Below are 25,059 nucleotides of genomic sequence, written 5' to 3' on the forward strand. Positions count from 1 at the left end.
GAAGCCTCGTCAATTGTCCAGATCGTTGCGCGCGCTGGCTGCGTTGCTGATGATGGCGGTGAATGGCAGCAGCTGGTTCACGAAGCGGCTCCAGCGTGTCACGCCAGCTGCGCCCACGAACACGACGTCACCCGGCTGCAGGTTGAACTGGCTGGCAACGGCGAAAGCGGAGGGCGATTTGGCTTCCAGGTGGAACACCTGCGACGGCGTGTCCTGGAGGTCGTTCGAGCCACGGATCACGTAGACCGCGTTGCCGTTGGAGGTGGTCTGCAGCAGACCGCGCGCGCGACCCAGCGCCTGGCTCAGTGAGATCCCGCCGGTCTTGAAGCTCATGGCGCCGGGCTGGTTCACTTCACCAACGACAAAGACTTCCTTGCGGTCGAGATACGGCACATACAGGTGATCGCCCGCCTTGAGGAAGACGTTCGTATCGCCGCCGCCATTGCGGCCCAGCTCGTCAAGATCAATGGTGAAGGTGGTGCCGTCGCGGGTGAGGCGGACGCCGGACAGGTCGGCCTGTGCTGGGTCGAGGCCTGCCTGGCTGATGGCATCACCGAGGGTGAGCGGAGTGACCGTCAGTGCCACCGTGGCCGGCTGGCGCGAGGCGCCGGTGACCCACACGCGCTGACTGGCATAGGTCAGCATCGAGACATCCACCTGCGGCGCTTCGATGTAGCGGGCCAGTCGGGTGGTGATCTCTTCACGCAGCTCGGCCGGTGTCTTGCCGGCGGCGGTGACCTTGCCGATATAGGGGTAGAACAGCGTGCCGTCGGACTGCACCAGGCGGCCGGCTGCACTGAGTTGCTGCTGCGGGCCTGCCGGGACAGTCAGTTCGGGGTGATCCCAGACTGTGATGTACAGGATGTCACCTGCGCCGATCTGATAGGGGCCAGGCTGGTACTGCATCAACGAGGCCGGAAGCCCGGGGGCGCTCTTTGCGCCGCGCTCCATGGCGATGAGCTTGGGCGTGATCGGAATCAACTCGATCTGATCGTTGCCAATCTGCTGGCTGCTACCCATCAGGGAATTCGAGCGCATGTGCTGGCCGGGGGCCCACATGCAGCCTGACATGGTGAGGGTGAACGCCATGGCGGCGACGAGACGCTTGCAGTCCATCGTTAATCATTCCTGGCCCGAACGGGCATGAAAAAGCCCTCGCCGAACTGCCGCCCGGCGAGGGCGTGGGTACTACAACGGCGTTTCGATCAGCGGGTGCCGGTCGTACCGGTTGAGCCGGTGGTGCCGCCCGGCGGGTTGGTGGTGCCGCCGTTGTTGTTGCCGGCATCGTCGCTGCTGCTGTCTGCGGCGACGCTGTAGACCACGGCTGCGGCTGCAACGCCGAGGCCGATGGATGCAGCGGTGGTCAGGGTGCCAGAGGCGGCGGCGCCAGCGGTTTCGGCGCTCGCGACTTCGGCGCTGGTTTCGGTGGCGACAGGAGCTTCCTGAGCGAACACCGGCGAGGACAGACCCAGCAGGGCCAGGGCGGCAATCATCTTCTTCATCTACGGGGTCTCCTACTCCGTGAGGGAAATTTTTCCACCGCTATGTTGGCGGCTATTCGTTTGCTCTGTCAAGGTACGTGAAGGAAATGTGGGGCGCCCTTTGCAGTTCTCAGGAATGCTGGAAAAGCTCAGTCCTGCCGGAGATGAATTTTGCCAGTGCGATGACCAGTTGATGGGTCTGGATATCAGGCAGCGTGAGGGGCAGGAACATTCCGGCAAGCACGGCGGCCGTGGCGGTCACAGCACTCGGGCGTCTGGAAGGTGCTGTACCGCGCAGCGCCCATACGCTGCAGCCCAGGCCAAGGCCCAGCCCGGCGATGACTTCAGAGAGGCTGTGTGCGTGCAGGGGGACGCGGGACCAGGCAATGGCCACCGCCAACAACACCCCACTCATCAGGCCGACCACCCGGGCGCGTCTTTCGGGTCCCGCCAGCAGCACCCCGACCATTGGATACACGGCGCTGGACATCGCCGCGTGCCCGGAGAAACCGGTGAAGTGCAGGCTCTTGATGCCGATACCCCAGCCCATGAAGGCCAGCTTGGATGCAAGCGTCACACATGCGGCCACTGCGATGGCGCTGAGCCATCGCGCTTTCAGGCCCGTTTCGCTGCAGGGCAGGGTGAGCAGCAGCACCAGCGCCATTGGCAGAAGCCAACGGCTGTCACCGAGGGCGGAAAGGGACGACCAGACAATCTGCATCGATGGGGCGGGCGGGAGCGGGGAACGTCAGCTTAGAGGTGTTTGCCTGTCCACAGCCTTTCGATGGCTTGGTCCATTCAGCCAGACGCGGTATCCTTCCCCGCTGCCAATGGCCCCGTAGCTCAGCTGGATAGAGCGTCCCCCTCCTAAGGGGAAGGTCGCCCGTTCGAATCGGGCCGGGGTCACCATATATCAATGGCTTGTGGCATTTGGCCGGCTTGCTGAATGTCGTGACGCGCCATTTGCTCGGCCGAGGCGGCAAGCCTCCATCGCGCGGCCTCAGCGGCAGGTCCGGCGGACTGGTGCCGGAGTTCTACTCCGTCGGCGCCATCCTCGCTGGGGAGACTTGAGCTGCGGTCATTTGTCCCGCCTTTTCTCACGAAGGGTGAGGAATGCGGCAATTGCGCTTGCAGCGACGCCCAGCAAAAAGCCGAGGACCATTCCGTCGAACCAACCCAAGCCCGCCACATTGCCCCCATGCAAAGATTGATGCGCGAATAGCGCTCTGCTGCTTGTGTTGTACTGCGAAGGGGAAAGGTATGGCCCCGGGCTTTCGCGGGCCTTACAGAGCGCAATTCGCGTCTTGGTGTCGCCAATTCCAGGCGATCTGCACCAGCAGATTCCCGCTGTTGTTCCGCGGCGCGTTCACCGCGCGGCTGAGGTGGCGGGCCATCACGTAGCCAAAAGGCGCCGCGGACAGATTGCCGCCATGCACTACTCCTTCCAGATCACTGCTGCCTACCCGGAGCGGGGCCGGATGGCCGACCCAAAAGCAAAGCGGCGCATATGCCGGTGAGTGAGCCTTGACCCAATCCAGGACCGAAGTGGTTTCGACGGACCCTCCGGGTGCGGGCGAACAGCGTCGCGTCGGCCTCCGGTCCGAGCGATTCAGGCAGATCGTTGCTGCGTTCGCAGGATCTTCGACCGCCGGTCGTATCCTTCCGGCTGACGTCAGGGCCAGCATCCCGGCAAAGGCTGTGACCTTCGCGAGGCTCAAGACTTGGAGTTACGGTGAGCGGACACCGCATTGGGTGACGGCTTCGATGTAGCGTGCCTGTCGACGCTTCAGGAACTTACTGTAGAACTTGATATCGCTTCCCCCTCCAGTTCGAGGGGCGACCTCAACAAACTCTGCCGGGACGCCGCCGCTGGAGGTCGACACAGAGTAGCCATCGGAACGGGGCTCAAGTACATACTGCCATCGTGATCCTCCGATGCTCACCTCTCCCCATGCGTCGCGGACGCACGTGGCCGCGGCTAAGGGATCCTGATTGGACGAGAAACTGGCTACAGGTCCGGAACTTCGCGTGTCGCCGACAGAGGTGCAGGCAGCCAACAGCATAAGTGTGCTTCCAGCTGTTGCCATCCTGATGTGTTGGGTCATTCCATGCATTTTGCACCTCCATCGGAAGTGGGGAACTGTGACGCAACCATGAGGAAGCTTCAACGGTGCAGTCGTGAGGTCGGCCAGTTTCTGGAAGCGATCTGAACCAAGGCAAAGGACCCGGTGAGGCTGTGGGCGAGGGCCGGGCTCACCACCCGCCACACTGCACGGCAACCGCTCGCCGGGCTTCTACAACAACTCCAGCCCACCCAGCACCGCCGCCACCTCCTCGCGCTCGCCGCCCCGCAGCCGCTGCAACGGCAGCGGCAGGCAGTCCTCGCCGCACAACCCCAGCAGGGCCGCCGCACAGGCCATGACGCGAATTCCGCCAAACCGGTCATACAGCGACCACAGCGGCGCCAGCCGCGCAGACAGGGCAATAGCACCCTCTTCATCGCCACTACCCATGGCCCGCATGATCTGCAGCGCAACCTCGGGGAACAGTCCGGCGGTCACCGAATACCAGCCATCGCACCCTGCCAGCAGTCCACGCACCGCCGAGGCGTCACCACTGACGCCCAGCGTCACATGCGCGGGAACGCATGCACGGAGTGCAGCAACACGGGCGGCCGCCTCGGCCGGATCATCTGCGAGGCGCGGAATCTTGATCGAAGCGATGTTGGGCAGCGCGGCGATCCGGCCATGCAGTGCATCGGTGAAGCGGAAATGCGTGGTGCCCGGATTGTCGTAGACGCAGATCGGCGTGCGCACCGCTGCGCATACGGTTTCGAACAGCGCTTGTACCTCCTGATCCTTCAGGGGCTGGTAGGACACGGGGGCGAGCAGCAGGCCTGCAGCACCCGCATCCTCGGCATCCAGCGCCAGTTCCAGCACATCGCGGGTACGCAGTGCACCGATGCCGGCGATCACCGGTACGCCCCCGGCATGCGCGAGTGCTTCGCGCAACACCCGCTTGCGCTCGGGCCTTTCAAGATAGGCGTAGCTGCCCGTGGAGCCCAGGACGCCCATCGAATCAACGCCGGAATCGGCCAGGCGCTCGACCAGTCCGCCGAATGCACGCAGATCGATCTGATGCTCGGTGAGGGGTGTGAGCGGAAACGCGCTGAGGCCTTTGAACATGGAATGTACCGATAGGGTCGACAGAAAGGGCGGTCGGGCTGGGCGAGCATGGCCGGACGCGTGGAATTGTTTATTGTCCTATGACAAAACTCAAGTGCCGCCATGCGGCGTGTCTATCCGGTGCAAATGGCGCACCATGAATGTCATGGAACCCAACCTTCGCCCCGTCCAGCTTTCGAACTACGCCGCCGTCGCCAGCTGGCCCGAATCCGCCGAAGCCACCCAGCGCTGGGCGGGCCCGGGTGTGCCGTTTCCACTACCGCCGGAGCGGTTCGCGCAGGCGCTTGAGCTCGCGTTGCGCCCGGGTTGGGTGCTGCTGGACGAGCAGGGCCAGTGCCTGGGATTCGGCCAGTACTGGATGACCGGCGCCGGCACCGCGCACCTGGGGCGCATCATTGTTTCCCCGCTGGCACGCGGGCGCGGCCTTGGCCGGCTGCTCATGCAGTCCTTGAGTGCACAGGCGCTGCGCGAAGACGGTATCCAGTGGCTCACCCTGCGCGTCTATCGTGACAACACGGCCGCCGTGGCCCTGTATCGCGATCTCGGTTTCCAGCAGGTCGAAGCGTCCTCGACGCCAGAACTTCTGTTCATGCAGCGCACGTCGGGCTGAATCCTGCTCGAGCCGGTGTGGCGGCCTGCAGGGCAAACCATTGCTCGCGGGTGATGCGGCTGATGTGCTCGGTGCGGTAGTCGCCGAGGAAGCTGTTGAACTTGTTCACTTCGGTATGGTGATGCTGGAAACCGCATTTGCTCTGTGCGGTGAGTGATTGCAGGTTGTCAGCGAAATAGCCGCACCACAGCGCTTCCAGCTCCAGCTGCATGAACGCATGCCGCATCACTTCGCGTACCGCTTCGGGGACCAGCCCGCGGCCCCAGTACGGTACGCCGATCCAGTAGGCGATCTCGCCCTCGCGGTCGCTGATCTCGAAGTTGCTGTCAGCGCCGATCAGGATGCCGACACAGCCGATGGCGCGGCCATCCTCGCGGCTCTGCAGTGCGTAGACCTCGGCCTGGTTGAAAACGGTGCGGATGATTTCGGTACTTTCCTCGACGCTGGTGTGCACCGGCCAACCGGCGATCGGCCCCACCCGCGGGTCGCGGGCGTACTCGTACAGATCGGCGGCGTCGGTGTCTCGCCAGGGGCGAAGGATCAAGCGTTCGGTGTGCAGCTGCATGTCGATTCCAAGGGGAAAAGGAGAGTGCACAGGCTAGGTCGCCAGGCGCGGCCGGCCCAGAGCGGGACCTTGATGGTTTCGGTACTTTTCACAACTCATCGCCGGGCCCGGGTATGCTGGGGCCCGGAATACAGCCGGATCGGCCCATGGACCGCGTACCCCAGCTTCTGGACCAGGACGAATCCATGCGCCTGGAGGTCAGTACGCTGGCCGAAGGTCAGGGCCTCCCGTTGTCGTTCGGCCACGCCTATCTGGCGGTGCTGGTATGCGTATCGGGGCGCGCGCGCTTTGCACTGAACTTCCGCGAGGTAGCGCTGCAGCGTCATGATGTGCTGGTGCTGGCAGAGGACACGCTGGCGCTGCTGCGGCAGCGCTCACGCGGCTTCCTGGCGGTGGTCTGCCTGATGCCCAAGGCACTGGCATCGGAGGTGGCCTATGTGCTGCCCAATGCACTGTTCAAGTTCCTGCACGATCAGCCCCACTGCGTGCCGTCGCCGCTGGAAGTGCCGCTTCTGCAGGGCTGGCTGCAGCAGTTGATGGATGCGCAGCACAATGGCGGTCGCTATCGGCACGTGATGCTGCGTAACCTGCTGCAGACGTTCTTCCTGAAGTTCGCAACGCTGCTGCCGGCGCGCAGCGTGGCCGTGGCGCAGGTCAGCCGGCGCGAGCGCCTGGCCTGGAACTTCTGGGAACTGGTCGGTGAGCGCAGCACGCGCCAGCGCGACGTGCAGTCCTATGCCGACGCGCTGTGCATCACCCCGTTCTATCTTTCGCAGCTGACCCGCGAGTGCTTCGACGAAACGCCCAAGGCGTTGATCGATCGCCAGGTCGTGCTGGAGATCAAGGCGCTGCTCACCTACAGCGAATTGCCGATCGGACGCATCGCAGAGCGGCTGTGTTTCGAGGATGCGTCCTACCTGTGCCGCTATTTCCGGCGGCACACCGGGCAATCGCTGACCGGCTACCGCCGGGCGGGGCAGGGTGCTACTAGTGCGACACGAACAAGGGCGCCGGTACTTCGGCAAGCAGATCCTCGGTGACCCCGCCGAGCACGCGCTCAACCACCCGGCTGCGGCTGTAGGGGCCCAGCACCAGCAGGTCGGCGTCGGCATCGAGCACGTGCTGGCGGATGGTTGCGGCAACACCGCCCTGGCTTGAACTGATCGCCTGGATCTCTACTTCGACGCCGTGCCGCGCCAGGTGCTGGGCCATCTCGGCGCCCGGTGCGGCCTCGGCCTTGGGCGTGTCGACCATCAGCAGGTGCACCGCTTTTGCACGTGCGAGCATCGGCAACGCATCGGCCACCGCACGACGTGCCTGCTTGCTGGCATTCCAGGCCACCACGATGCGATGCCCGACCTGGTCGCCTTGCCAATGCGGTGGCACCAGCAGCATCGGGACTCCGGTCTGGCGCAGCGTTCCCAGCGGGTGCCAGCCGGTGGGGGCGCCCGGCGTGCGCGGATAGCCGGCAATGATCAGGTCGCAGTACAGCGACTGCAGGGCCAGGTCGGCGCCGCCCAGATAGTCCGAGACGATGCGCAGTTCAGTGCTGATCTGCAGCGGCTCGGACACGGCACGCAGGTTCTGCATCAGCTGCGCGGTGCAGGCGGCATCCGCGCGCGCCTCATGGTCGAGCGCGGCGGCGATGCCGGCGCCGCGCGCGAAGCCGTTGGCGATGTCGGTGAGATGCTGGGCGGTGGAGACCGCGACCAGATGGGCCTGTTGTGCCTGCGCCAGATGGGCGGCGATGTTGAGAACGCGGTCGCCGGTGTCGCTGGCGTCGAACAGCACAGCGATATCGCGTAGTGGATGCAGCATGGCGTTGTCTCCTTCGATGCCTGTGACGCGTTCCCTGCCGTGCACCGACCCGGGTGCACCGGACGCACACCCGTTTTAGCGCATCGGTGATTCTAATGAATCATCTTTGATTCAGTTTATTAATTGATGATTCATGCTAGCGTGAGGGCGAACCCACACCTCAGCGCTTTGCATGCGACCTGCCGCAGCACGCACCCGCCGCGACCTGCACCACGCCTTGGCAGCCACCCTGGTCAGCCATCCGCGCTGCACGCTCAGTGAACTGGCGCAGGGTGCAGGCATCAGCCGGGCCACGCTGTATCGGTTTGCACCGACACGTGAAGGGATAGACGAAGCACTGTTCGCCGCAGGCTTCGAGCGTCTGGAAGCGGCGGCGGTCTGGTTCGATGAGGGCGGTGATGCACGCCACGTGCTGGAGCAGGTCACAGCCACGCTGCTGGCGGACTGGGAACTGGTAACGCTGCTGTTCGCGCGGATGATGGAAGAGCAGCAGCGCCAGGGCGACCTGCATCTGCTGCCGGAGCGCTGGGCGCCGATCGGCGAGCGCTTCGAGGCCTTTTTCCTGCGTGGTCAGGCGGCCGGAGAGTTCAACGTCGGTTTCACCGCAGTGTGGCTCGCGGACTTCTACTGGACCTGCTTCTACGGCATCACCTGGTCACTGGCGCGCGGTCGGCTGGCGCCGGCAGCGGCAGCCTCTACGTTGCTGGCGTCGTTCCAGCGGGGGGCGATGAAGGGTTGACCACAAGGCCTTCTTGCCAGGGTGCCGTGGCCTACGCCTGCTTCAACAACTGCACCAGCTGGCGCAGCCGATAGGGCTTGGGCAGGAACTCCACCTGTTCCGGCAGGGGCGGCAGCTGCGAGCGCGCATAACCGGACGACAGGATCATCCGCGCCTGCGGCTGTTCGCGCGCCACATGCTCGCTCAGCTCGATGCCGGACATGCCGTTGGGCATGCTGACGTCACTGAACACCACGTCGAATCGCGCTTCGCCCTTCAGCAGGGCGGCGGCCTCGTGCGCATCGGCGGTCGTGGCCACGTCGATGCCGAGGTCGCGCAGGGCCAGGCCGATCATCTCACGCAGATCGGTCTGGTCTTCCACCATCAATACGCGGATCGGGTCATCGGTCATCGGCAGGGTCCTCCATTGCGGGGAGCAGCAGGCTGACCGTGGTGCCGACACCGGGCGTGGTGGACACGTCGACGAAGCCGCCGCTCTGGGTAGTGAATCCGAACACCTGGCTCAGGCCCAGGCCGCTGCCTTTGCCGATGTCCTTGGTGGTGAAGAACGGCTCGGTCGCCCGTTCGGCGATGTCGGCCGCCATCCCGTGACCCTCATCGCAGACGCTGAGGGTGACATAGCCACGTTGCAGCGTGGAGTCTGCATCCGGGTCGAGGCGATGCTCCAGCGCAGTGCCGATCAGGATGCGGCCGCCTTCAAGGGTAGCATCCGCGGCGTTGGCGACCAGATTGGCGAGCGCCGTCTGCAGCTGCAGCGCATCGGTGTTGACCGCAGGCAGGCCGGGTGTCAGCTGGGCATCCAGCACCACCGTGGGCGGGCACGCGCGTTGCAGGTCCGGCAGCCACTGCCGTATCAGCGCATTGATATCCAGTGGTTCGCGGATCAGGGTCTGGCCGGTGCTGAAGGCCAGCAGCTGGCGGGTCAGCAGCGCACCACGATCGGTCGCGGTCTGCGCCGCATCCAGCAGTTCGGCGGCGCGCGCATCGTCACCGTTCACGCGCAGGGACAGCAGGTCCAGCGCGTTGCCGATGGTGGTCAGCAGGTTGTTGAACTCGTGCGACAGCCCGCGGCTGAGACGGCCGACGGTCTCGAACTGTTGGGTATTGCGCAGTGCACGCTGGGCATCACGCAGCAGTCGCTGTGCCTGCCACTGCTCGGTGATGTCGCGGGTGATCTTGACGAAGCCGAGCAGCTCGCCCGCTTCGACGACCGGCTCGATGACTACGCTGGCACGGAAAGAGGAGCCATCACGGCGCACCCGCCAGCCTTCACTGGCAAAGTGGCCCTGCTGCGCTGCGAGGCGGAGCAGGCGCTGCGGTTCCCCGGCTTCGCGATCGGCAGCCAGATAGAAACGGCCAAAGTGCGTGCCGACCACTTCATCGGCTGAATAGCCCTTGATGCGCTCCGCGCCCGGGTTCCAGCTGCAGACGATGCCATCAGGATCAAGCAGGTACAGCGCATGGTCGCGCACGCTGTCGATCAGCAGTCGCAGTTGGCGGGAAGGGTCCGTCAGCACGGACGTCGTAGAAGCAGCTGCGTCCACGTGGAAATGAGCATTACCCCTGGGAGGGACGTGAAGCTAGGCAGTGCAGTGTGAAGGGTGCGTGCAGGCGTGGCACGTGCCAATGGTCCTGTGCGGCTGAATACGACACGGAGTACCATCACCCACCCCCTGTCTTCTGGAACCGACCTGCATGCGTCCTGGTGCGACTACGCGTGACCGCTGGATCTGGATGACCTCTGCCGTACTGCTGGCAGCGACCATCGCGTTGGAACTGGTGGTTCCGCTGGGCTATGCCGTTTGGCTGGCGTACTTCCTCGCTGTTGGCGTCACGCTGTTCCAGCGCAGTGCGCGCGCACCGTTCATCGTGGCCGGCGTCGCCTGTGTCCTGTTGATCATTGGCTACAACGTCGCCCCGGCCAGCTCCAACTCGGCGTTCTCGTTCGTCAACCGCAGCATTGGCGGGTGTGCGTTCCTGATGATCGCGCTGATCGTCTCCCGCGCCATCCAGGCGCGGCGCGAAGCGATGCGGGCGCTGTGGCTGCAGGAGGCCGAGAACGCGGTGGCGATGAGCCTGCGCGGTGACCTGGGTCCGGAGCAGATCGCCGAGGCGGCCGCGACGAGCCTGGGCGCACAACTGGAGGCCGAGGTCGGTGCCATCTACCGCATGGAAGGTGGGCGACTGCAGCTGACCGGCGGCCTGGCATTGCCGTCCGGCATGCCTGCGTCGCTGGCGTTGCAGGAAGGGCTGGCCGGGCAGGTGGCCCGAGATGAGCGCGTGCGCCATCTGCACGGCGATGACGCCGTCATGCTCGAACTGCAGACCAGCCTGGGCCGGCTGCCGGTGCGCGAACGCATCCTTGCGCCGATCAGCAGCGATGGTGCGGTGGTCGGTGTGATTGAACTGGGCCGTGCGCGGGTGGGCGGGCAGCGCGAGCTGGATCGTGAGCTGCTGGAACGCTGCGCAGAGACCATCGGCATGGCGCTGCGCGCATCGCTGCTACGCGCACAGTTGGTGGTACTGCTGGAGGAATCCCAGCGCCAGGGAGAGGAGCTGCAGGCCCAGCAGGAAGAGCTGCGCGTGGCCAATGAGGAACTGGAAGAGCAGAGCCGCAGCCTGCTGCAGTCGCAGAGCCATCTGGAAGAACAGCAGGCCGAGCTGGAACAGAGCAACGTCCAGCTGGAAGAGCGCACCCACGAGCTGGAGGCGCAGAAGCAGGCGCTGCTGGTCGCGCAGAGCCAGCTGGTGCGCAACAGCAACGAACTGGCCGCCACCTCGCGCTACAAGTCCGAGTTCTTGGCCAACATGTCGCATGAACTGCGCACGCCGCTGAACAGCTCGCTGATCCTGGCCAAGCTGCTGGCCGACAACAAGGACGGCACGCTCACCGAAGAACAGGTGAAGTATGCGCGCGCGATCCTGTCGTCCAACAACGATCTGCTGGCGCTGATCAATGACATCCTGGACCTGTCGCGCATCGAGGCCGGCCACGTCGAGCTGGCCGATGAAGTGGTGGTGACGGACAGCGTGCTGCAGCGCCTGCGCGAGACCTTCGAGCCGATGGCGCGGCAGAAGGGCCTGGCCCTGCAGATCGAGGCCGATGCGCTTGCCCCCAGCCAGCTGGTGGTGGACAGCCAGCGGCTGCAGCAGATCCTGAAGAACCTGCTGGCCAATGCGGTGAAGTTCACCGAGCATGGAAAGGTCAGCCTGCACGTGCGTGCGGGTGGCCAGGGGCGCATCCGGTTCGAGGTCTGCGACAGCGGTATCGGCATTGCCCGCGAGCAGCTGCAGGTCATTTTCGAGGCATTCCGCCAAGCCGATGGCAGCACCCGCCGCCGCTACGGTGGCACCGGACTGGGGCTGTCGATCTCGCGCGATCTGGCTGAGCGCATGGGCGGCAGCATCCAGGTCGACAGTGAACCGGGTCGTGGCAGCTGCTTCATCCTGGAACTGCCGTTGCAGGGCGCGCCTGCGTCGAATGCCGCTGACATCTCCGCGGCGCCGGTGGCGTCGCCGGTCGCGGCCGCTGTACCGACGATGCCGGCGCCTGCAACGGCTGCGGTGGCGCAGACCACGGCGGTGCCCAGCGTGGCCGATGACCGCGGTCGTCGCCAACGCGCTGGCCGCTTGATCCTGGCCGTCGAGGACGACGCCACCTTTGCCGAAGCGCTGGTGACCCTGGCCCATGAACTGGACTTCGACTGCGTGGTGGCCGGGACCGCCGAAGAGGCGCTGACCCTGGCCAGCGAACTGCGCCCGAACGGCATCCTGCTTGATATCGGCCTGCCGGACGTGTCCGGCCTGAGCGTGCTGGAGCGGCTGAAGCGCAACCCCGATACCCGGCATATCCCGGTGCACGTGGTCTCGGCGATGGACCGCAGCCAGGTGGCGCGCGAGCTGGGCGCGATTGGTTTCGCGATCAAGCCGACCACGCGCGAACGGCTGGTGACGGCCATTGAACAGCTGGAACAGACCAGCCAGCGCGACGTGCGGCGCCTGCTGATCGTCGAGGACGACAGCGAGCTGCGCCACAACCTGGAACTGCTGCTGGGCCGTGATCAGCTGCAGATCGTCGCGGTGGGGACCCTGGCCGGAGCGCTGGAGCAGCTCAGCACGGTCACCTTCGACTGCATGGTGATGGACCTGTCGCTGCCCGACGGCAGCGGCTACGACCTGCTCGAGCACATGGCCGGCAACGATGATGTCGGCTTTCCGCCGGTGATCGTCTATACCGGGCGTGCGCTCGGCCGCGAGGAAGAGCAGCGCCTGCGCCGCTATTCGAAGAGCATCATCATCAAGGGCGCGCGTTCGCCCGAACGCCTGCTGGATGAAGTGACCCTGTTCCTGCACAGCGTCGAGGCCAGCCTGCCGACCGACCAGCAGCGCCTGCTGCGCGAGGCGCGCCGCCGCGACACCGTGCTCGATGGACGCACCGTGCTGCTGGCCGAGGACGATGTGCGCAACATCTTCGCGCTGTCCAGCGTGCTCGAGCCGCTGGGCGTGACGCTGGAGATCGCGCGCAACGGCCAGGAAGCGGTGGATCGCCTGGCAGAGCGCGAAGTCGACCTGGTGCTGATGGACATCATGATGCCGGAGAAGGATGGCCTGGCCGCAATGCGCGAGATCCGCGCGCAGCGCCACCTGCAGGACCTGCCGATCATCGCGCTGACCGCCAAGGCCATGCCCGATGACCGTGAGCGGTGCCTGCAGGCCGGTGCCAACGACTACATCGCCAAGCCCATCGACGTCGACAAGCTGGTCTCGCTGTGCCGGGTCTGGTGCTCGCGGCAATGAACGAACAGGCGCTGTTCGACCTGGAACTGAAGGTCCTTCTTGAGGCGCTTTACCAGCGCTACCACTACGATTTCCGCAGCTATGCGGTGTCGTCGCTGCGCCGGCGCATGCGCCAGGCGATGCAGCGCTATGAGTGCGAACGGCTGGTCGACCTGCAGTACCGGCTGTTGCATGAGCCGGAACTGTTCGCCCAGGCCATGCAGTTCTTCACCGTGCAGGTCTCGGAGATGTTCCGTGACCCGGCGTACTTCCGTGAGCTGCGCGAGCAGGTGGTGCCGGTGCTGCGCACCTACCCCTCGGTGAAGTTGTGGGTGGCCGGTTGCAGCACCGGTGAGGAAGTGTGGTCGCTGGCGATCCTGCTGCATGAAGAAGGCCTGCTTGATCGCAGCATCGTCTATGCCACCGACATCAATCCGGCCGCGCTGGCCACCGCCGAGGCGGGCGCCTATGGCATCGACCGGATGGCCCAGTTCAGCCGCAACTACCTGGCCGCCGGTGGCACTGCGTCGCTGTCCGACTATTACGCCACCGCCTACGATGGTGCGGTGCTCGACCGCCAGCTGCGCCGCAACGTGGTGTTCGCCGACCACAGCCTGGCCACCGATACCGTGTTCTCCGAAGTGCACCTGGTGTCGTGCCGCAACGTGCTGATCTATTTCAACCGCGACCTGCAGGACCGCGCCGTCGGCCTGTTCCGCGAAGCGCTGGTGCACCGTGGCTTTCTCGGCCTCGGCAGCAAGGAGTCGCTGCAGTTCGGGTGCCACCATGACGCCTTCGAGGTCTGTTCGCGCGAGCACCGCCTGTACCGGAAGGTGGCCTGATGGCGCTGCCGGCGCGTCCTGCCGTGCTGGTGATCGGCGCGTCCGCCGGTGGCGTGGCGGCCCTGCAGGCGGTGCTCGGTGCACTGCCGGCGAAGCTGCCGGTCCCGGTACTGGCCGTGCTGCACCTGCCGCGTGACCGCACCAGCCGCATCGCCGGGGTGCTGGCGCCGTACTGCGCTTTGCCGGTGCGCGAAGCCGAAGACAAGCAGCCGTTGCAGCCGGGCACGGTGACGTTCGCGCCGCCGGATTACCACCTGCTGGTGGAGGATGAGGGGTCGGTGGCGTTGTCGGTGGATGCGCCGGTGCTGTTTTCCCGTCCGGCCATCGATCCACTGTTCGACTCCGCTGCTGCGGTGTTCGGCGGGCAGGTATTGGCCCTGCTGCTGACCGGTGCCAGCAGTGATGGCAGTGAGGGCGTTGCCGCCGTGCGCCGTGCCGGTGGCCATGCCTGGCTGCAATGTCCCGAGGAAGCCGAGGCGTCGATGATGCCGGCTTCCGCCCTGCAGCACGCCGGCGCCGATGCCGTGCTGCCCCTTGAACTGATGTGTCGCCGCCTGAAGGAGTTGTTTGCATGAACCTGCTGCCACCGGACCCTGCGCAGTCGCAGACCCCGGTCAACCTGCTGATCGTCGATGACGTGCCGCAGAACCTGGTAGCCATGCAGGCCCTGCTGCAGCGCGAAGGGGTCAACCTGCTGCTGGCCGGCTCGGGCGCGCAGGCGCTGGAGCTGCTGCTCGAGCACGAGGTGGCATTGGCCCTGCTCGACGTGCACATGCCGGAGATCGATGGCTTCACCCTGGCCGAACTGATGCGCGGTTCGCATCGCAGCCGTGACGTGCCGATCATCTTCCTGACCGCCTCCCCGGATGATCCCCTGCGCGTGTTCAAGGGCTACGAGAGCGGTGCGGTCGATTTCCTGCACAAGCCGGTGGCGCCGCAGGTGATCCTGAGCAAGGTCAATGTCTTCATCGAGCTGTACCAGCAGCGGCAGCTGCTGAAGGCGCGCAACGAGGCGCTGGAACGCGCGCTCAAGCTCAACGAAACAATGGCCGCGGTGCTGACCCACGACCTGCGCACGCCGCTGTCGGCGATCCTGCTCTGCAGTGACAAGCTGGCGCTGGAGATCCCGCAGGACAATGCGGGTGCACAGCAGACCCTGCAATACCTGGAGGCCAGCACCCTGCGCATGGCACGCATGGTCGAACAGCTGCTGGACTTCTCGCGGATCCGCAGCGGCGGCCTGCGCCTGCAGGCCAGTGCCTGCGACCTGGCCGATGTGACCCGTGTGGTGGTGGCCGAGGCGGGCAGCGCGCATGGGGCGGAGCGGATCCATCTGGACATGCACGGTGATACGCGGCTGCAGGGCGATCTGGACCGTCTCGGCCAGGTCGCCGCCAACCTGGTCGGCAATGCGTTGACCCACGGCAGCGAGGCGAGGGTGGAGGTGGATGGGCGCGATCCGCGCAGCGTGCTGTTGCGGGTCAGCAACGCCGGCCGGATCGACGACGCGCTGCTGCCGCGGTTGTTCGAACCGTTCAAGGCCAGCTTCCACCACAGCAAGGGCCTGGGGCTGGGCCTGTACATCGTCGATCAGTTCGTGCGTGCGCACGGGGGGCGCATCGCAGCGCGCAATGAGGCCGGACAGGTGGTGTTCGAAGCCCTGTTGCCGCGACGCGTAGAGGGTCTGCCGGCAGCGGCAACCTGAATTCTTCAGGAAACGCCCACGGGTGCTGAGACGGACTCGTCCGCAACTGCTACCGTGGGTGTACATCTTGTCAAGGAAGCACCATGCCACTGCGTGCCATCGCCTACGTCAGCCAGGCGCTGCCGGATCTTTCCGCTGAACGGTTGCAGACGCTGGTCGACGATGCAGCCCGCTTCAACAAGGTGGCGGGCGTGACCGGTGTGCTGCTGCATGACGGCGGGCGGTTCCTGCAGTACATCGAGGGTCCGCCGGATGGTATCGATTCGGTGTACGAGCGCATCCTGCAGGCCGGCAGCCATGTCGACATCATCGAACTGGCGCGCGGCCGCCTGGGCCAGCGCCAGTTTCCATACTGGTCGATGCGCGCGTTGCCGGTGGAAGAGGCGCTGTTGCGCCAGCTGTCATCCAGCGACTGGTCGGGTTTTACCCGTGCCCTCCAGGGCGATCGCTCCGCGCCGACGCCGGTGGATCTGCTCGACAACGTCGTGCAGCCAGCCCTGCACGCCGGCTGAGCGTCAACGCGCGGTGCCGCCGCAGTAGGCGGCATGCAGCGCCTGCAGCACGCCCAGTGCGGGCCCTTCAATCACGCGGTAGTGGATGGCCTGCGCTTCGCGCCGCGTCGCGACGATGTCCAGTTCGCGCAGCACCGCCAGATGCTGTGACAGCGCGGATGCGCTGAGTCCGGTCAGTGCCTGCAGTTCCGGCACCGGCGCTTCACCTTCGACCAGACGGCACAGCACGCGCAGCCGCGCAGGATGGGCCAGGCTTTTGAGCAGCGTCGCAGCCTGGGCAGCGTGCTCGGCCATGGCGGCGCTGTCGAGCGGGGTGCGGGCCATGGTTGACCTTTTGATTTAGAAGAAGCTAATTTAGAAAATGCTAAATAAAAAGGCAAGCGAATGAATGGAATGAGCGGAGGCAGGTCATGACCCTGCCGTGGGCCGCAGTGGCGGGGGGCGCATTGATCGGTGCGGCAGCGGTGCTGTTGCTGGCCACAACGGGCCGGGTGGCCGGCGTCAGTGGCATCGCCGCTGGCAGTATGCGTGCAGTGCCAGGTGAGCGAGGTTGGCGCTGGGCATTCCTGCTCGGCCTGCTTGCCGCGGCAGGGCTGGTGCTGTGGTGGCAGGCCGCGCCAGGACAAGCCCCGCGTACGCTGCTGCGTGACGCCTTGCCGGCGTGGCAGCTGATCGGTGCCGGCCTGCTGGTCGGCTTCGGTACGCGGTTGGGCAACGGCTGCACCAGCGGCCACGGAGTCTGCGGCCTGGCCCGCGGCTCAAAGCGGTCGCTGCTGGCGGTGCTGGTGTTCATGGCCTGCGCCATGCTGACCACATTCCTGATCCGTCACGGCGGAGGCGTCGCATGAGCCGCACGATGGCTGCCGCCGGTGCGGCAGGCGCGCTTTTCGGCGCAGGCCTGGCGTTGGCCGGCATGACCGATCCGCGCCGCATCCTCGGTTTCCTCGATATCGCCGGCGATTTCGATCCCACCTTGGCCTGGGTGCTGGCCTCTGCACTGCTGGTCAGCGCGGTTGGCCAGCGCTGGGTGCTGCGGCGCGCGCGTCCTTCCTGCGCAACGCACTTCCAATTGCCCGCTGCGCGCGGTGTCGATCTGCGCCTGGTGCTGGGCGCGGCGTTGTTCGGCATCGGCTGGGGCTGGGCAGGTTATTGCCCGGGCCCTGCCATCGCCGGGCTGGCGGTGGGATCGCGCGAGGCGCTGTGGTTCGTGCCGGCGATGCTTGCAGGTTTCTGGCTGCATGATCGTGTGGTTCGCTGAGGCTTCACCGCTGTGTCACCCTGCATGGGGTCATATCCATGGATCACGGGGAAAGGAGCGTAACGACATGGCACGGATGAAGTGGAAGGAAACGGCACTGCTTGCGGTCGCACTGGCCGCAGCAGCAACACCGGCGCTGGCCTGCACGCGTGCGGTGTACCTGGGCGACAACGGCGATGTGATCACCGCGCGCTCGATGGACTGGAAGGTCGATGTAGCGACCAATCTCTACGTGCTGCCGCGCGGTATCGCACGCAGCGGCCAGGCCGGCCCGAAGTCGCTGGCGTGGACCGCGCGCTACGGTTCGGTGGTGGCCACCGGCTATGACGTATCGACCACCGATGGCATGAACGAAAAGGGCCTGGTCGCCAACCTGCTGTGGCTGGTCGAATCGGAGTATCCGCAGCAGCGTGGCAACAAGCCGGGCCTGGCCATTTCGCTGTGGGCGCAGTATGTGCTGGACAACTTCGCTACCGTGGAAGAGGCGGTCACCGCGTTGAAGCGCGAGCCGTACTCGATCGTCACCGACAAGGTGCCCGGTGAAGATCGGCAGGCGACGCTGCACCTGTCGCTGTCCGATGCCAGCGGCGACAGTGCCATCGTCGAGTACATCGGCGGTCGCCAGGTGATCCACCATGACCGGCGCTATCAGGTGATGACCAACTCACCGGTCTTCGAGCAGCAGCTGGCCCTCAACAGCTACTGGCAGCAGATCGGCGGCACGGTGATGCTGCCGGGCACCAACCGCTCCGCCGACCGATTCGCGCGCGCCTCGTTCTACATCAACGCCATTCCCAAGGCCGAGGATCCGGTAGAGGCCTTGGCCAGTGTGTTCAGCGTGATCCGCAACGCGTCGGTGCCGTATGGCATCACCACGCCGGGTGAGCCGAACATCTCATCCACGCGCTGGCGCACCGTGGCCGACCACAAGCGGCGGCTGTATTTCTTCGAATCGGCATTGACCCCGAACACCTTCTGGGTCGATCTGAACAAGGTCGATTTCGGCGGGAAGGTGCTCAAGCTCGACCTTGGCAAGGACCAGCGCAATACGTTTGCCGGCGATGCACTGGGCCAGTTCGTGCCCAGCGCGCCGTTCACCTTCCTCGGCGTCGACGGTTAGTTCGACGCCTGGCTGGAGGCCGGGTAGACCGCCTGGATCGCGCAGCTGCCGCGGGTGTACTGCGGCAGCGGGGCGATGCTTTCACCGCGCAGATCGTCTGTCTCGAACTCGATGGTCATGATCCGATCGCCAGGATTGCCGCAGATCAGGCCATTCTGCAGGCCCGAGTGGAAGCTCAGCTGCGGCGCGCGGTCGAGCTGCCGGCAGTGGCTGCCAAGTTCGACCCGGTAGTAGCGATGGCCGCCATTGCGGTGCGGATTGGTCTCCACCAGCATGCCCTGCGGGTCGGATGACCAGGCACGCACGTTGCGCGTGGCAAAGCAGTAGGACGGTGAGCCGCCGAAGCTGCGACGCACCTCCTTGCGTTCGCGGATGGTCACGGCAGGCAGGGTGGCCGTGCGCAGGCGGTCGCTGTCGCGGGCGACGCTGGCATAGTCGCGATCCTGCAGCGGGGTGACCGCGCTGATGGTGCATCGGCGGCCGTCGACCACGACACGTTCGCTGGGGCGGCCGCAGGCCCAGCCGGCGGGGGCTTCCAGTTTCAGCGAAGTGGCACCGCGGACGCCGGGACAATCTTCGTTGAAGTCGATCCGATAGGCCTGGCCGGAGGCGGCGCGCAGTGCGATCGAGCGCGGTGATGCCTGCTCCACTTCCTGTACGCCGACAGCGTCCATGCAGTGCGGAGCCGGTGGCGTACGCTCCTGTGCGGAGGCCGAAGCTGCGAGCACCAGGCCGAGGCTGGTGGCGAGCATCAGGGGCGCCTGCTGATGGGTCATGTCCTGCACTCCCTGCGTTGGATGACGGATCGACTATAGCAACGGTTTGCACGGCCGTTGTTACACGCGCACACTGCCCGGATGGGCGCGATCTTCCATCTGCGGCACTACGGACAGGCCACGGGCCTGGACCGCCATGACTACGCGCAGTGGGTGCTGCCGCTGCAGGGTGAGCTGCAGTTCGAGATGGAAGGGCGGGGCGGTCGGCTGGACCTGCTGCAGGGGGCTTTCGTTGCCGCTGGCGAAGCGCATGACCAGATGGCTGATGGTCCCAATGGTTTCGTGATCGTTGACTGTCCTCCGGGCGTGCTTGATGACGGCACGCAGGAGCATCTGTGCCGCCAACGCTGGCTATACCTGCCATTGGCGCTGCGCCAGCGTCTTGCCAGTGTGCAGGCAGGGCAACCGATGCCGGCACTGTTGCCGCAGTTGCTGCAGGTATTTGCACCTGCTGGCAGTGGCGCGCGCATGCAGGGCCTGTGTGCGGCGGTCCAGGCCGACCCCGGGCAGGCGTGGCCGGTGGCGCGCATGGCTGCGTTCGTCGGGGTCAGCGAGAGCCGGTTGCACGCCCTGTTCCAGCAGGAGTTCGGGCTCAGCCCGCAGGCCTGGCTCAGTGCGTGCCGCCTGCGCTGGGCCAAGCATCAGCTGCGTGCCAGCACCGCGCCGATCAGCGAAATCGCACTGTGTGCAGGCTACTCCGAGCAGAGCGCATTGACCCGCGCGCTGCGTCGTGAGTGTGGCCAGACCCCCGCAGCGTGGCGCAGGGGCACCGGCTGACTTGTAGAGCCGAGCCCACGCTCGGCTGCCCTTATCTGCACAGCGGCCAATCGCAGCCGAGCATTGGCTCGGCTCTACAGAACAGAGATGACAAGGCAGTAGCCTCGGTCAAGAACGACCTACCGGTCACCGCGTACACTGCGCGGCCTCTTCTCCCCCCGAAGATCCCGAATGCGCAACAACCCGATGGCCCTGGGCATCGCCAATGGCGTGGCCGCTGGCGCGCTGTGGGGCGTGGTTTTCCTCGCGCCCGCCGTGCTGCAGTCGTTCAACGCCCTGCAACTGTCGGCCGGCCGCTATCTGGTCTACGGCCTGATCGCCGTGGCCCTGCTGCTGCCGCGCTGGAAGCGGCTGGCGCCGCGGCTGGGCCGCGCCGAATGGATCGGCCTGTTGTGGCTGAGCCTGGCCGGGAACCTGGTGTATTTCCTGATGCTGGCGACGGCGGTGCAGTGGGCCGGTGGCGCGGCGGCGTCCTTGATTGTCGGCCTGATTCCGGTGGTGGTAACCCTGGTTGGCGTGCGCGAGCAGGGCGCTGTACCACTGAAGCAGCTGCTGCCGGCACTCGGCCTGTGCGTGCTGGGCGTAGCACTGGTTGGCTGGGAAGCACTGATGTCCGAGCATCTGGCAACCCCGTGGCGGCAGCGCCTGATCGGCCTGCTGTGCGCGTTCGGCGCGCTGTTCTCGTGGGCGTTGTACTCGATCGGCAACAGCCGCTGGCTGGCACGCCGACCGGATCTGTCCAGCCACGACTGGTCGCTGCTGACCGGCGTTACGACCGGCGGCCTGGCCCTGCTGCTGGTGCCGATGGCCTTCATCGGCCACACCGGCGGCCACACTGCGGCGCAGTGGAGTGGTTTCTGGGCGATCAGCGCCGGTGTGGCGGTGGTGGCCTCGATCCTCGGCAACGCATTCTGGAACCGCGCCAGCCGCCTGCTGCCGCTGACCCTGACCGGCCAGATGATCGTGTTCGAGACGCTGTTCGCGCTGGCGTATGCCTTCGCCTGGCAGCAGCGCTGGCCCTCGCTGCTGGAAGCACTGGCGATCGTGTTCCTGGTGGCCGGCGTGATGCTGTGCGCGCATGCCCACCGCACGCCGCGGGCGATCGCCGAACATGCCGGCTGAATGCGCGCGTCAAGCGTGCTGATGCCGGTTTGGTCACAGATGCAACCAAATGCCGGCACGTTGACCGATGATCGCGGCAAAGGTTTTTTGCGTCGCAGCACTTGACAGCGGGCCGGCGCACAGTGTTTTCTGTGCGTCATGGTTCTTGATGCCGCCCACGCCAGCCTGATCGCCCCCGCCACCGCGGGCCGTTCGACTGCGCCGGTCGCCACCACCACCATTACCACCACCACCGTCACCACTGCCCTGGTGCGGCCCGTCGTCTTCGTGTAACTCCCGAAAACCACGGCCCCGCACCATACAGGTGGCGGGGAAACTCGACACCTGCATGCGACGGGGCCTCCTACCGAGGTCTGCATGTCTTCCCACGCCCCCGCTCATCCCGTTGCCCCGGCCGACCTGGCTGCGCCGTCCACTGTCGTGCACAAGTTCGGCGGCACCTCGGTGGCCGATGCCGAACGCTATCGCCATGTTGCCGGCCTGCTGCTGGCCCGTCCCGAATCGCTGCAGGTCACTGTCGTCTCGGCGATGAAGGGCGTCACCGACGCCTTGATTGAACTGGCGCAGCTGGCGGCCAGCGGCGACGAGCGTTGGCGCGAGGCCTGGCATGCGCTGCGCGCGCGCCATCGTGGTGCTGCCGTGGCCCTGCTGGGCGAGCAGGTGGGCGAGACCGTGGAGTGGATCGATGCCCGTTTCGAGCAGCTGGCCGAAGTGCTGGCGGCGCTGGCGGTGATCGGTGAGCTGCCGCGCGAAGTCCTGGACCGCGTGCAGGGGCTGGGCGAAGTGTTCTCCGCGCAGCTGCTTGGCACCCACCTGCGTGCATTGGGCGAAGACTGCGCGGTGCTCGACGCGCGTGATGTGCTGGTGGTCGGGCATGGCGAACTGGGCGTGGATGTCGACTGGGAAGCCAGTGCAGACCGCCTGGCCAAGTGGCGCCTGCAGCACCCGCAATCGCGCCTGGTTGCCACCGGATTCGTCGCGCGTGATCGCGATGACCGCATCACCACGCTCGGCCGCAACGGCAGCGACTACTCCGGCGCGATCTTCGCCGCGCTGTTCAATGCCGATGAACTGCACATCTGGACCGACGTCGACGGCGTGCTGTCGGCCGACCCGAGGCTGGTGCCCGAGGCGGTGCAGCTGGAGTCGCTGAGCTACGACGAGGCCTGCGAACTGGCTTACTTCGGCGCCAAGGTGGTGCACCCGCAGACGATGTCGCCGGCAATCCGCCTCGGCCTGCCGATCTTCATCCGCAATACCTTCCAGCCCGCGCATCCGGGTACGCGCATCTCCGCCGAGCGCTCGCCGCGCGGGCCGGTGAAGGGCCTGACCCTGAGCCCCGGGCTGGCCCTGCTGAACCTGGAAGGCACCGGTCTGATCGGTGTGCCCGGTACCGCCGAGCGTGTGTTTGCCGCCCTGCGCCAGGCGCAGGTGTCGGTGGTGATGATCTCGCAGGGCTCGTCGGAACATTCGATCTGCTGCGTGGTGCGCACCGCCGAAGCAGCGCGTGGCCGTGAGGCACTGCTGCACGCGTTCGCGCACGAATTGTCGGTGGGCCAGGTGCAGCGCGTGCAGGTCAGTGAGGGCGTCAGCGTGCTGGCGGCAGTGGGTGACGGCATGGCTGGCCAGCCGGGTGTGGCCGCACGCCTGTTCGAGGCACTGGGGCGTGCGCAGGTGAACATCCTGGCGATTGCGCAGGGCTCGTCCGAGCGCAACATCTCGGTCGCGGTGGACAGTGCCGATGCCACCCGTGCGCTGCGCGCTGCACATGCCGGCTTCTGGCTGTCGCCGCAGACGTTTGCGGTCGGTGTGATCGGGCCGGGCAACGTGGGTGCGGCACTGCTGGATCAGCTGTTGGCGGCCCGCCCGCAGCTGCTGGCCAAGGCCAATGTGGATCTGCGCCTGCGTGCGCTGGCCTCGCGTTCGCGCATGCGCCTGGAAGTGGATGGCCTGCGCGCCGACTGGCGGGAGGCATTGCAGGGCGCGGGCGAGTCCAGCGATCTGGATCGCTTCACCGAACACCTGCTGGCCGCGCACCTGCCGCATGCGGTGGTGATTGACTGCAGCGGCAGTGCCGAGGTGGCCGAGCGCTACGAGGGCTGGCTGGCGGCCGGCATCCACGTGGTCACGCCCAACAAACAGGCCGGCGCCGGTCCGCTGCCGCGCTACCAGCGCATCCGCGCCGCGGCGGTGGCCAGTGGTGCGCGTTTCCGCTACGAGGCCACGGTGGGCGCAGGCTTGCCCGTGATCACCACGCTGCGTGATCTGGTCGATACCGGTGACGAGGTACTGGCCATCGAAGGTATCTTCTCCGGCACGCTGGCCTGGCTGTTCAACCGCTTCGATGGCAGCCAGCCGTTCTCGCAGCTGGTCGCGCAGGCGCGGTCGATGGGCTACACCGAGCCGGACCCGCGCGATGACCTGTCCGGCGTGGACGTGGCGCGCAAGCTGGTGATCCTTGCCCGCGAAGCGGGCCATGCGCTCAGCCTGGAACAGGTAGAGGTGGAAAGCCTGGTGCCGGCGCTGCTGCGCGACGGCAGCGTGGATGACTTCATGGCGCGGCTGGGCGAGTCCGATGCCAGCCTGCTGCAGCGCCTGCAGGACGCGCGGGCGCGTGGCGCGGTGCTGCGCTACGTGGCAAAGCTGGGTGCCGACGGCGCCTCGGTGGGCCTGCAGGAACTGCCCGCCGACCACGCCTTTGCCAACCTGCGGCTGACCGACAACGTGGTTCAGTTCCGCACCCGCCGTTACTGCGACAACCCGCTGGTGGTGCAGGGGCCGGGTGCTGGACCGGAAGTCACGGCGGCCGGCGTGTTCGCCGACCTGCTGCGGGTGGCCGCCGGCGAAGGAGCGCGCCTGTGATTGCACGTGCGTTCGCGCCCGCCTCGGTGGCCAACGTAGCGGTGGGCTTCGACATTCTTGGTCACGCCATTGCCGGTGTTGGCGATACCGTGAGCGTGCGCCGCATCGACGAGCCGCTGGTGCGCATCGAGGCGATCCGCGGCAGCGCGGTCGAGCTGCCACTGGATGCGGCTGGAAACACCGCGGGTGCTGCGTTGATGTCGCTGCGCGCAGGGCTGGGCCTGGACTTCGGATTCGCGGTGGAGATCGACAAGGGCATTCCGTTCGGTTCCGGCATGGGCGGTTCGGCAGCGTCGTGCGTCGCTGCGCTGGTTGCCGCCAATGCGCTGCTGGATGCGCCGCTGTCGCGCGAGGCGCTGTATCCGTTTGCGCTCGATGGCGAGGCGGTGGCCAGCGGTGGCCGCCACGGCGACAACGTGGGGCCGCTGTTGCTGGGAGGGCTTGCACTGTGCACGTCCGATCGGTTGCTGCCGATTCCGGTGCCGGCGACCTGGCACAGCCTGCTGGTGCATCCGCATGCGGTGCTGGAAACACGCCGCGCACGCCAGGCGCTGCAGGGCAGCTATGCGCTGGGTGAATTCGTGGCGCAGAGTGCGAATCTCGCGCTGGTACTCAGTGGCTGCCATCGCAGCGACGCCGCACTGGTGCGGGCGGGACTGCGCGACGTGCTGGTGGAGCCGCGCCGGGCCGGCCTGATCGCGGGTTTCGAGGCAGCCCGTGATGCGGCGCTGTCGGCACGGGCGTTGGGGGCAGGCATCTCCGGTGCCGGTCCCAGCGTGTTCGCCTGGTTCGAGGATGCCGACCAGGCCCGCGCTGCTGCCGCACCGGTGCAGGCGGCATTCGCCGCCGCCGGTTTCGACAGCGATGCCTGGGTGTCGCCACTGGATGCACCGGGAGCCCGCTTGTGCTGA

At 66.4% G+C, this 25,059-nt stretch carries 26 protein-coding genes and 1 tRNA gene; 16 read left to right on the forward strand and 11 right to left on the reverse strand.

All coding sequences use genetic code 11. The features are described 5' to 3' along the window. Positions 1–9: 9 nt before the first annotated feature. The 3 genes from AC13GF_RS14555 to AC13GF_RS14565 all read right to left on the reverse strand — a co-directional run bounded on the left by AC13GF_RS14555 (position 10) and on the right by AC13GF_RS14565 (position 2,145). Positions 10–1,038, reverse strand: coding sequence for a polysaccharide biosynthesis/export family protein (locus tag AC13GF_RS14555; protein ID WP_483005077.1), 1,029 nt, complete (start codon positions 1,036–1,038; stop codon positions 10–12). 167 nt (positions 1,039–1,205) lie between these two features. Continuing rightward, the gene (locus AC13GF_RS14560; RefSeq protein WP_054172898.1) at positions 1,206–1,502 is read right to left on the reverse strand and encodes a hypothetical protein; all 297 of its coding nucleotides are present in this window, start codon (positions 1,500–1,502) and stop codon (positions 1,206–1,208) included. A 109-nt stretch (positions 1,503–1,611) separates the two neighbouring features. Beyond that, positions 1,612–2,145 carry a phosphatase PAP2 family protein gene (locus tag AC13GF_RS14565; RefSeq protein WP_483005078.1) on the reverse strand — a complete coding sequence of 178 codons (534 nt, stop codon included), beginning with the start codon at positions 2,143–2,145 and terminating at the stop codon, positions 1,612–1,614. Positions 2,146–2,313: 168 nt separating this feature from the next. On the opposite strand from AC13GF_RS14565, the gene AC13GF_RS14570 reads away from it, so the two are divergent. Further along, positions 2,314–2,390: transfer RNA gene (locus AC13GF_RS14570), tRNA-Arg, on the forward strand. A gap of 1,385 nt (positions 2,391–3,775) precedes the next feature. Here AC13GF_RS14570 and AC13GF_RS14575 read toward each other — a convergent pair. Beyond that, positions 3,776–4,666: a dihydrodipicolinate synthase family protein gene (locus tag AC13GF_RS14575; RefSeq protein ID WP_483005079.1), complete on the reverse strand. Its 891-nt coding sequence runs from the start codon at positions 4,664–4,666 to the stop codon at positions 3,776–3,778. Positions 4,667–4,811: 145 nt separating this feature from the next. Between AC13GF_RS14575 and AC13GF_RS14580 the strand changes: the two genes are divergently transcribed. Continuing rightward, positions 4,812–5,276 carry a GNAT family N-acetyltransferase gene (locus AC13GF_RS14580; RefSeq protein WP_483005149.1) on the forward strand — a complete coding sequence of 155 codons (465 nt, stop codon included), beginning with the start codon at positions 4,812–4,814 and terminating at the stop codon, positions 5,274–5,276. On the opposite strand, the gene AC13GF_RS14585 is transcribed toward AC13GF_RS14580, so the two are convergent. Beyond that, a complete protein-coding gene (locus AC13GF_RS14585) occupies positions 5,254–5,841 on the reverse strand; it encodes a GNAT family N-acetyltransferase (protein ID WP_483005080.1) in 588 nt (195 codons plus the stop codon). The genes AC13GF_RS14580 and AC13GF_RS14585 overlap by 23 nt on opposite strands. Positions 5,842–5,987: 146 nt before the next feature. Here AC13GF_RS14585 and AC13GF_RS14590 point away from each other — a divergent pair, with 146 nt between their 5' ends. After that, on the forward strand, positions 5,988–6,881 hold the full coding sequence (locus AC13GF_RS14590; RefSeq protein ID WP_483005081.1) for an AraC family transcriptional regulator: 894 nt from the start codon (positions 5,988–5,990) through the stop codon (positions 6,879–6,881). On the opposite strand, the gene AC13GF_RS14595 is transcribed toward AC13GF_RS14590, so the two are convergent. Continuing rightward, on the reverse strand, positions 6,829–7,659 hold the full coding sequence (locus tag AC13GF_RS14595; RefSeq protein WP_483005082.1) for a universal stress protein: 831 nt from the start codon (positions 7,657–7,659) through the stop codon (positions 6,829–6,831). The two genes, AC13GF_RS14590 and AC13GF_RS14595, sit on opposite strands and share 53 nt — an antisense overlap. Positions 7,660–7,831: 172 nt before the next feature. Here AC13GF_RS14595 and AC13GF_RS14600 point away from each other — a divergent pair, with 172 nt between their 5' ends. Continuing rightward, entirely contained in the window at positions 7,832–8,398 is a 567-nt protein-coding gene (locus AC13GF_RS14600; RefSeq protein WP_483005083.1) for a TetR/AcrR family transcriptional regulator, read from the forward strand. A gap of 31 nt (positions 8,399–8,429) precedes the next feature. Here AC13GF_RS14600 and AC13GF_RS14605 read toward each other — a convergent pair whose 3' ends face one another. Both AC13GF_RS14605 and AC13GF_RS14610 read right to left on the reverse strand, forming a co-directional pair. Further along, the gene (locus AC13GF_RS14605; protein ID WP_010482617.1) at positions 8,430–8,789 is read right to left on the reverse strand and encodes a response regulator; all 360 of its coding nucleotides are present in this window, start codon (positions 8,787–8,789) and stop codon (positions 8,430–8,432) included. Continuing rightward, a complete protein-coding gene (locus AC13GF_RS14610) occupies positions 8,779–9,942 on the reverse strand; it encodes a two-component system sensor histidine kinase NtrB (RefSeq protein WP_483005084.1) in 1,164 nt (387 codons plus the stop codon). The genes AC13GF_RS14605 and AC13GF_RS14610 overlap by 11 nt, the downstream gene beginning before the upstream one ends. Positions 9,943–10,093: 151 nt before the next feature. Between AC13GF_RS14610 and AC13GF_RS14615 the strand changes: the two genes are divergently transcribed. The 5 genes from AC13GF_RS14615 to AC13GF_RS14635 all read left to right on the forward strand — a co-directional run bounded on the left by AC13GF_RS14615 (position 10,094) and on the right by AC13GF_RS14635 (position 16,233). Further along, entirely contained in the window at positions 10,094–13,195 is a 3,102-nt protein-coding gene (locus tag AC13GF_RS14615; RefSeq protein WP_483005085.1) for a response regulator, read from the forward strand. Then, on the forward strand, positions 13,192–14,016 hold the full coding sequence (locus AC13GF_RS14620) for a CheR family methyltransferase (RefSeq protein WP_483005086.1): 825 nt from the start codon (positions 13,192–13,194) through the stop codon (positions 14,014–14,016). Before AC13GF_RS14615 ends, AC13GF_RS14620 begins: the two co-directional genes overlap by 4 nt. Then, complete coding sequence (locus AC13GF_RS14625; protein ID WP_483005087.1) at positions 14,016–14,591, forward strand: chemotaxis protein CheB; 576 nt, start codon at positions 14,016–14,018, stop codon at positions 14,589–14,591. Before AC13GF_RS14620 ends, AC13GF_RS14625 begins: the two co-directional genes overlap by 1 nt. Further along, the gene (locus AC13GF_RS14630) at positions 14,588–15,721 is read left to right on the forward strand and encodes a hybrid sensor histidine kinase/response regulator (RefSeq protein WP_483005088.1); all 1,134 of its coding nucleotides are present in this window, start codon (positions 14,588–14,590) and stop codon (positions 15,719–15,721) included. The genes AC13GF_RS14625 and AC13GF_RS14630 overlap by 4 nt, the downstream gene beginning before the upstream one ends. Before the next feature lie 83 nt (positions 15,722–15,804). After that, a complete protein-coding gene (locus tag AC13GF_RS14635) occupies positions 15,805–16,233 on the forward strand; it encodes a BLUF domain-containing protein (RefSeq protein WP_126928057.1) in 429 nt (142 codons plus the stop codon). Between the two features lie 3 nt (positions 16,234–16,236). Here the strand turns inward: AC13GF_RS14635 and AC13GF_RS14640 are convergent, their stop codons facing one another. Then, positions 16,237–16,557: an ArsR/SmtB family transcription factor gene (locus AC13GF_RS14640; RefSeq protein ID WP_126928058.1), complete on the reverse strand. Its 321-nt coding sequence runs from the start codon at positions 16,555–16,557 to the stop codon at positions 16,237–16,239. A gap of 86 nt (positions 16,558–16,643) precedes the next feature. On the opposite strand from AC13GF_RS14640, the gene AC13GF_RS14645 reads away from it, so the two are divergent. The 3 genes from AC13GF_RS14645 to AC13GF_RS14655 all read left to right on the forward strand — a co-directional run bounded on the left by AC13GF_RS14645 (position 16,644) and on the right by AC13GF_RS14655 (position 18,611). Beyond that, the gene (locus AC13GF_RS14645; protein WP_483005089.1) at positions 16,644–17,081 is read left to right on the forward strand and encodes a YeeE/YedE family protein; all 438 of its coding nucleotides are present in this window, start codon (positions 16,644–16,646) and stop codon (positions 17,079–17,081) included. Further along, positions 17,078–17,491, forward strand: a complete 414-nt coding sequence (locus AC13GF_RS14650; protein ID WP_126928060.1) for a DUF6691 family protein — start codon at positions 17,078–17,080, stop codon at positions 17,489–17,491. The genes AC13GF_RS14645 and AC13GF_RS14650 overlap by 4 nt, the downstream gene beginning before the upstream one ends. Positions 17,492–17,558: 67 nt before the next feature. Continuing rightward, positions 17,559–18,611, forward strand: a complete 1,053-nt coding sequence (locus AC13GF_RS14655) for a linear amide C-N hydrolase (RefSeq protein ID WP_483005090.1) — start codon at positions 17,559–17,561, stop codon at positions 18,609–18,611. On the opposite strand, the gene AC13GF_RS14660 is transcribed toward AC13GF_RS14655, so the two are convergent. Then, on the reverse strand, positions 18,608–19,387 hold the full coding sequence (locus tag AC13GF_RS14660) for a DUF6491 family protein (protein ID WP_483005091.1): 780 nt from the start codon (positions 19,385–19,387) through the stop codon (positions 18,608–18,610). The two genes, AC13GF_RS14655 and AC13GF_RS14660, sit on opposite strands and share 4 nt — an antisense overlap. An 81-nt stretch (positions 19,388–19,468) precedes the next feature. Between AC13GF_RS14660 and AC13GF_RS14665 the strand changes: the two genes are divergently transcribed. Beyond that, positions 19,469–20,164 carry a helix-turn-helix domain-containing protein gene (locus tag AC13GF_RS14665; RefSeq protein ID WP_483005092.1) on the forward strand — a complete coding sequence of 232 codons (696 nt, stop codon included), beginning with the start codon at positions 19,469–19,471 and terminating at the stop codon, positions 20,162–20,164. 171 nt (positions 20,165–20,335) lie between these two features. Beyond that, on the forward strand, positions 20,336–21,286 hold the full coding sequence (locus AC13GF_RS14670; protein WP_483005093.1) for a DMT family transporter: 951 nt from the start codon (positions 20,336–20,338) through the stop codon (positions 21,284–21,286). 33 nt (positions 21,287–21,319) lie between these two features. On the opposite strand, the gene AC13GF_RS14675 is transcribed toward AC13GF_RS14670, so the two are convergent. Then, entirely contained in the window at positions 21,320–21,616 is a 297-nt protein-coding gene (locus AC13GF_RS14675; protein ID WP_483005094.1) for a hypothetical protein, read from the reverse strand. 27 nt (positions 21,617–21,643) lie between these two features. Here AC13GF_RS14675 and thrA point away from each other — a divergent pair, with 27 nt between their 5' ends. Further along, positions 21,644–24,148, forward strand: coding sequence for a bifunctional aspartate kinase/homoserine dehydrogenase I (gene thrA / locus AC13GF_RS14680; RefSeq protein WP_483005095.1), 2,505 nt, complete (start codon positions 21,644–21,646; stop codon positions 24,146–24,148). Next, positions 24,145–25,059 (forward strand): homoserine kinase, encoded by a 915-nt coding sequence (locus tag AC13GF_RS14685; RefSeq protein ID WP_483005096.1) that lies wholly within the window; start codon positions 24,145–24,147, stop codon positions 25,057–25,059. Before thrA ends, AC13GF_RS14685 begins: the two co-directional genes overlap by 4 nt.

Source organism: Stenotrophomonas sp. 22LJNL06-5-1, assembly GCF_056861455.1.

Excerpts from the sequence above, each read along its gene's own strand:
- AC13GF_RS14555 (WP_483005077.1), bottom strand. The coding sequence starts at position 1,038 with ATGCGCTCGAATTCCCTGATGGGTAGCAGCCAGCAGATTGGCAACGAT.
- AC13GF_RS14560 (WP_054172898.1), bottom strand. The coding sequence starts at position 1,502 with ATGAAGAAGATGATTGCCGCCCTGGCCCTGCTGGGTCTGTCCTCGCCG.
- AC13GF_RS14565 (WP_483005078.1), bottom strand. The coding sequence starts at position 2,145 with ATGGCGCTGGTGCTGCTGCTCACCCTGCCCTGCAGCGAAACGGGCCTG.
- AC13GF_RS14575 (WP_483005079.1), bottom strand. The coding sequence starts at position 4,666 with ATGTTCAAAGGCCTCAGCGCGTTTCCGCTCACACCCCTCACCGAGCAT.
- AC13GF_RS14580 (WP_483005149.1), top strand. The coding sequence starts at position 4,812 with ATGGAACCCAACCTTCGCCCCGTCCAGCTTTCGAACTACGCCGCCGTC.
- AC13GF_RS14585 (WP_483005080.1), bottom strand. The coding sequence starts at position 5,841 with ATGCAGCTGCACACCGAACGCTTGATCCTTCGCCCCTGGCGAGACACC.
- AC13GF_RS14590 (WP_483005081.1), top strand. The coding sequence starts at position 5,988 with ATGGACCGCGTACCCCAGCTTCTGGACCAGGACGAATCCATGCGCCTG.
- AC13GF_RS14595 (WP_483005082.1), bottom strand. The coding sequence starts at position 7,659 with ATGCTGCATCCACTACGCGATATCGCTGTGCTGTTCGACGCCAGCGAC.
- AC13GF_RS14600 (WP_483005083.1), top strand. The coding sequence starts at position 7,832 with ATGCGACCTGCCGCAGCACGCACCCGCCGCGACCTGCACCACGCCTTG.
- AC13GF_RS14605 (WP_010482617.1), bottom strand. The coding sequence starts at position 8,789 with ATGACCGATGACCCGATCCGCGTATTGATGGTGGAAGACCAGACCGAT.
- AC13GF_RS14615 (WP_483005085.1), top strand. The coding sequence starts at position 10,094 with ATGCGTCCTGGTGCGACTACGCGTGACCGCTGGATCTGGATGACCTCT.
- AC13GF_RS14620 (WP_483005086.1), top strand. The coding sequence starts at position 13,192 with ATGAACGAACAGGCGCTGTTCGACCTGGAACTGAAGGTCCTTCTTGAG.
- AC13GF_RS14625 (WP_483005087.1), top strand. The coding sequence starts at position 14,016 with ATGGCGCTGCCGGCGCGTCCTGCCGTGCTGGTGATCGGCGCGTCCGCC.
- AC13GF_RS14630 (WP_483005088.1), top strand. The coding sequence starts at position 14,588 with ATGAACCTGCTGCCACCGGACCCTGCGCAGTCGCAGACCCCGGTCAAC.
- AC13GF_RS14635 (WP_126928057.1), top strand. The coding sequence starts at position 15,805 with ATGCCACTGCGTGCCATCGCCTACGTCAGCCAGGCGCTGCCGGATCTT.
- AC13GF_RS14640 (WP_126928058.1), bottom strand. The coding sequence starts at position 16,557 with ATGGCCCGCACCCCGCTCGACAGCGCCGCCATGGCCGAGCACGCTGCC.
- AC13GF_RS14645 (WP_483005089.1), top strand. The coding sequence starts at position 16,644 with ATGACCCTGCCGTGGGCCGCAGTGGCGGGGGGCGCATTGATCGGTGCG.
- AC13GF_RS14650 (WP_126928060.1), top strand. The coding sequence starts at position 17,078 with ATGAGCCGCACGATGGCTGCCGCCGGTGCGGCAGGCGCGCTTTTCGGC.
- AC13GF_RS14655 (WP_483005090.1), top strand. The coding sequence starts at position 17,559 with ATGGCACGGATGAAGTGGAAGGAAACGGCACTGCTTGCGGTCGCACTG.
- AC13GF_RS14660 (WP_483005091.1), bottom strand. The coding sequence starts at position 19,387 with ATGACCCATCAGCAGGCGCCCCTGATGCTCGCCACCAGCCTCGGCCTG.
- AC13GF_RS14665 (WP_483005092.1), top strand. The coding sequence starts at position 19,469 with ATGGGCGCGATCTTCCATCTGCGGCACTACGGACAGGCCACGGGCCTG.
- AC13GF_RS14670 (WP_483005093.1), top strand. The coding sequence starts at position 20,336 with ATGCGCAACAACCCGATGGCCCTGGGCATCGCCAATGGCGTGGCCGCT.
- AC13GF_RS14675 (WP_483005094.1), bottom strand. The coding sequence starts at position 21,616 with ATGCAGGTGTCGAGTTTCCCCGCCACCTGTATGGTGCGGGGCCGTGGT.
- thrA (WP_483005095.1), top strand. The coding sequence starts at position 21,644 with ATGTCTTCCCACGCCCCCGCTCATCCCGTTGCCCCGGCCGACCTGGCT.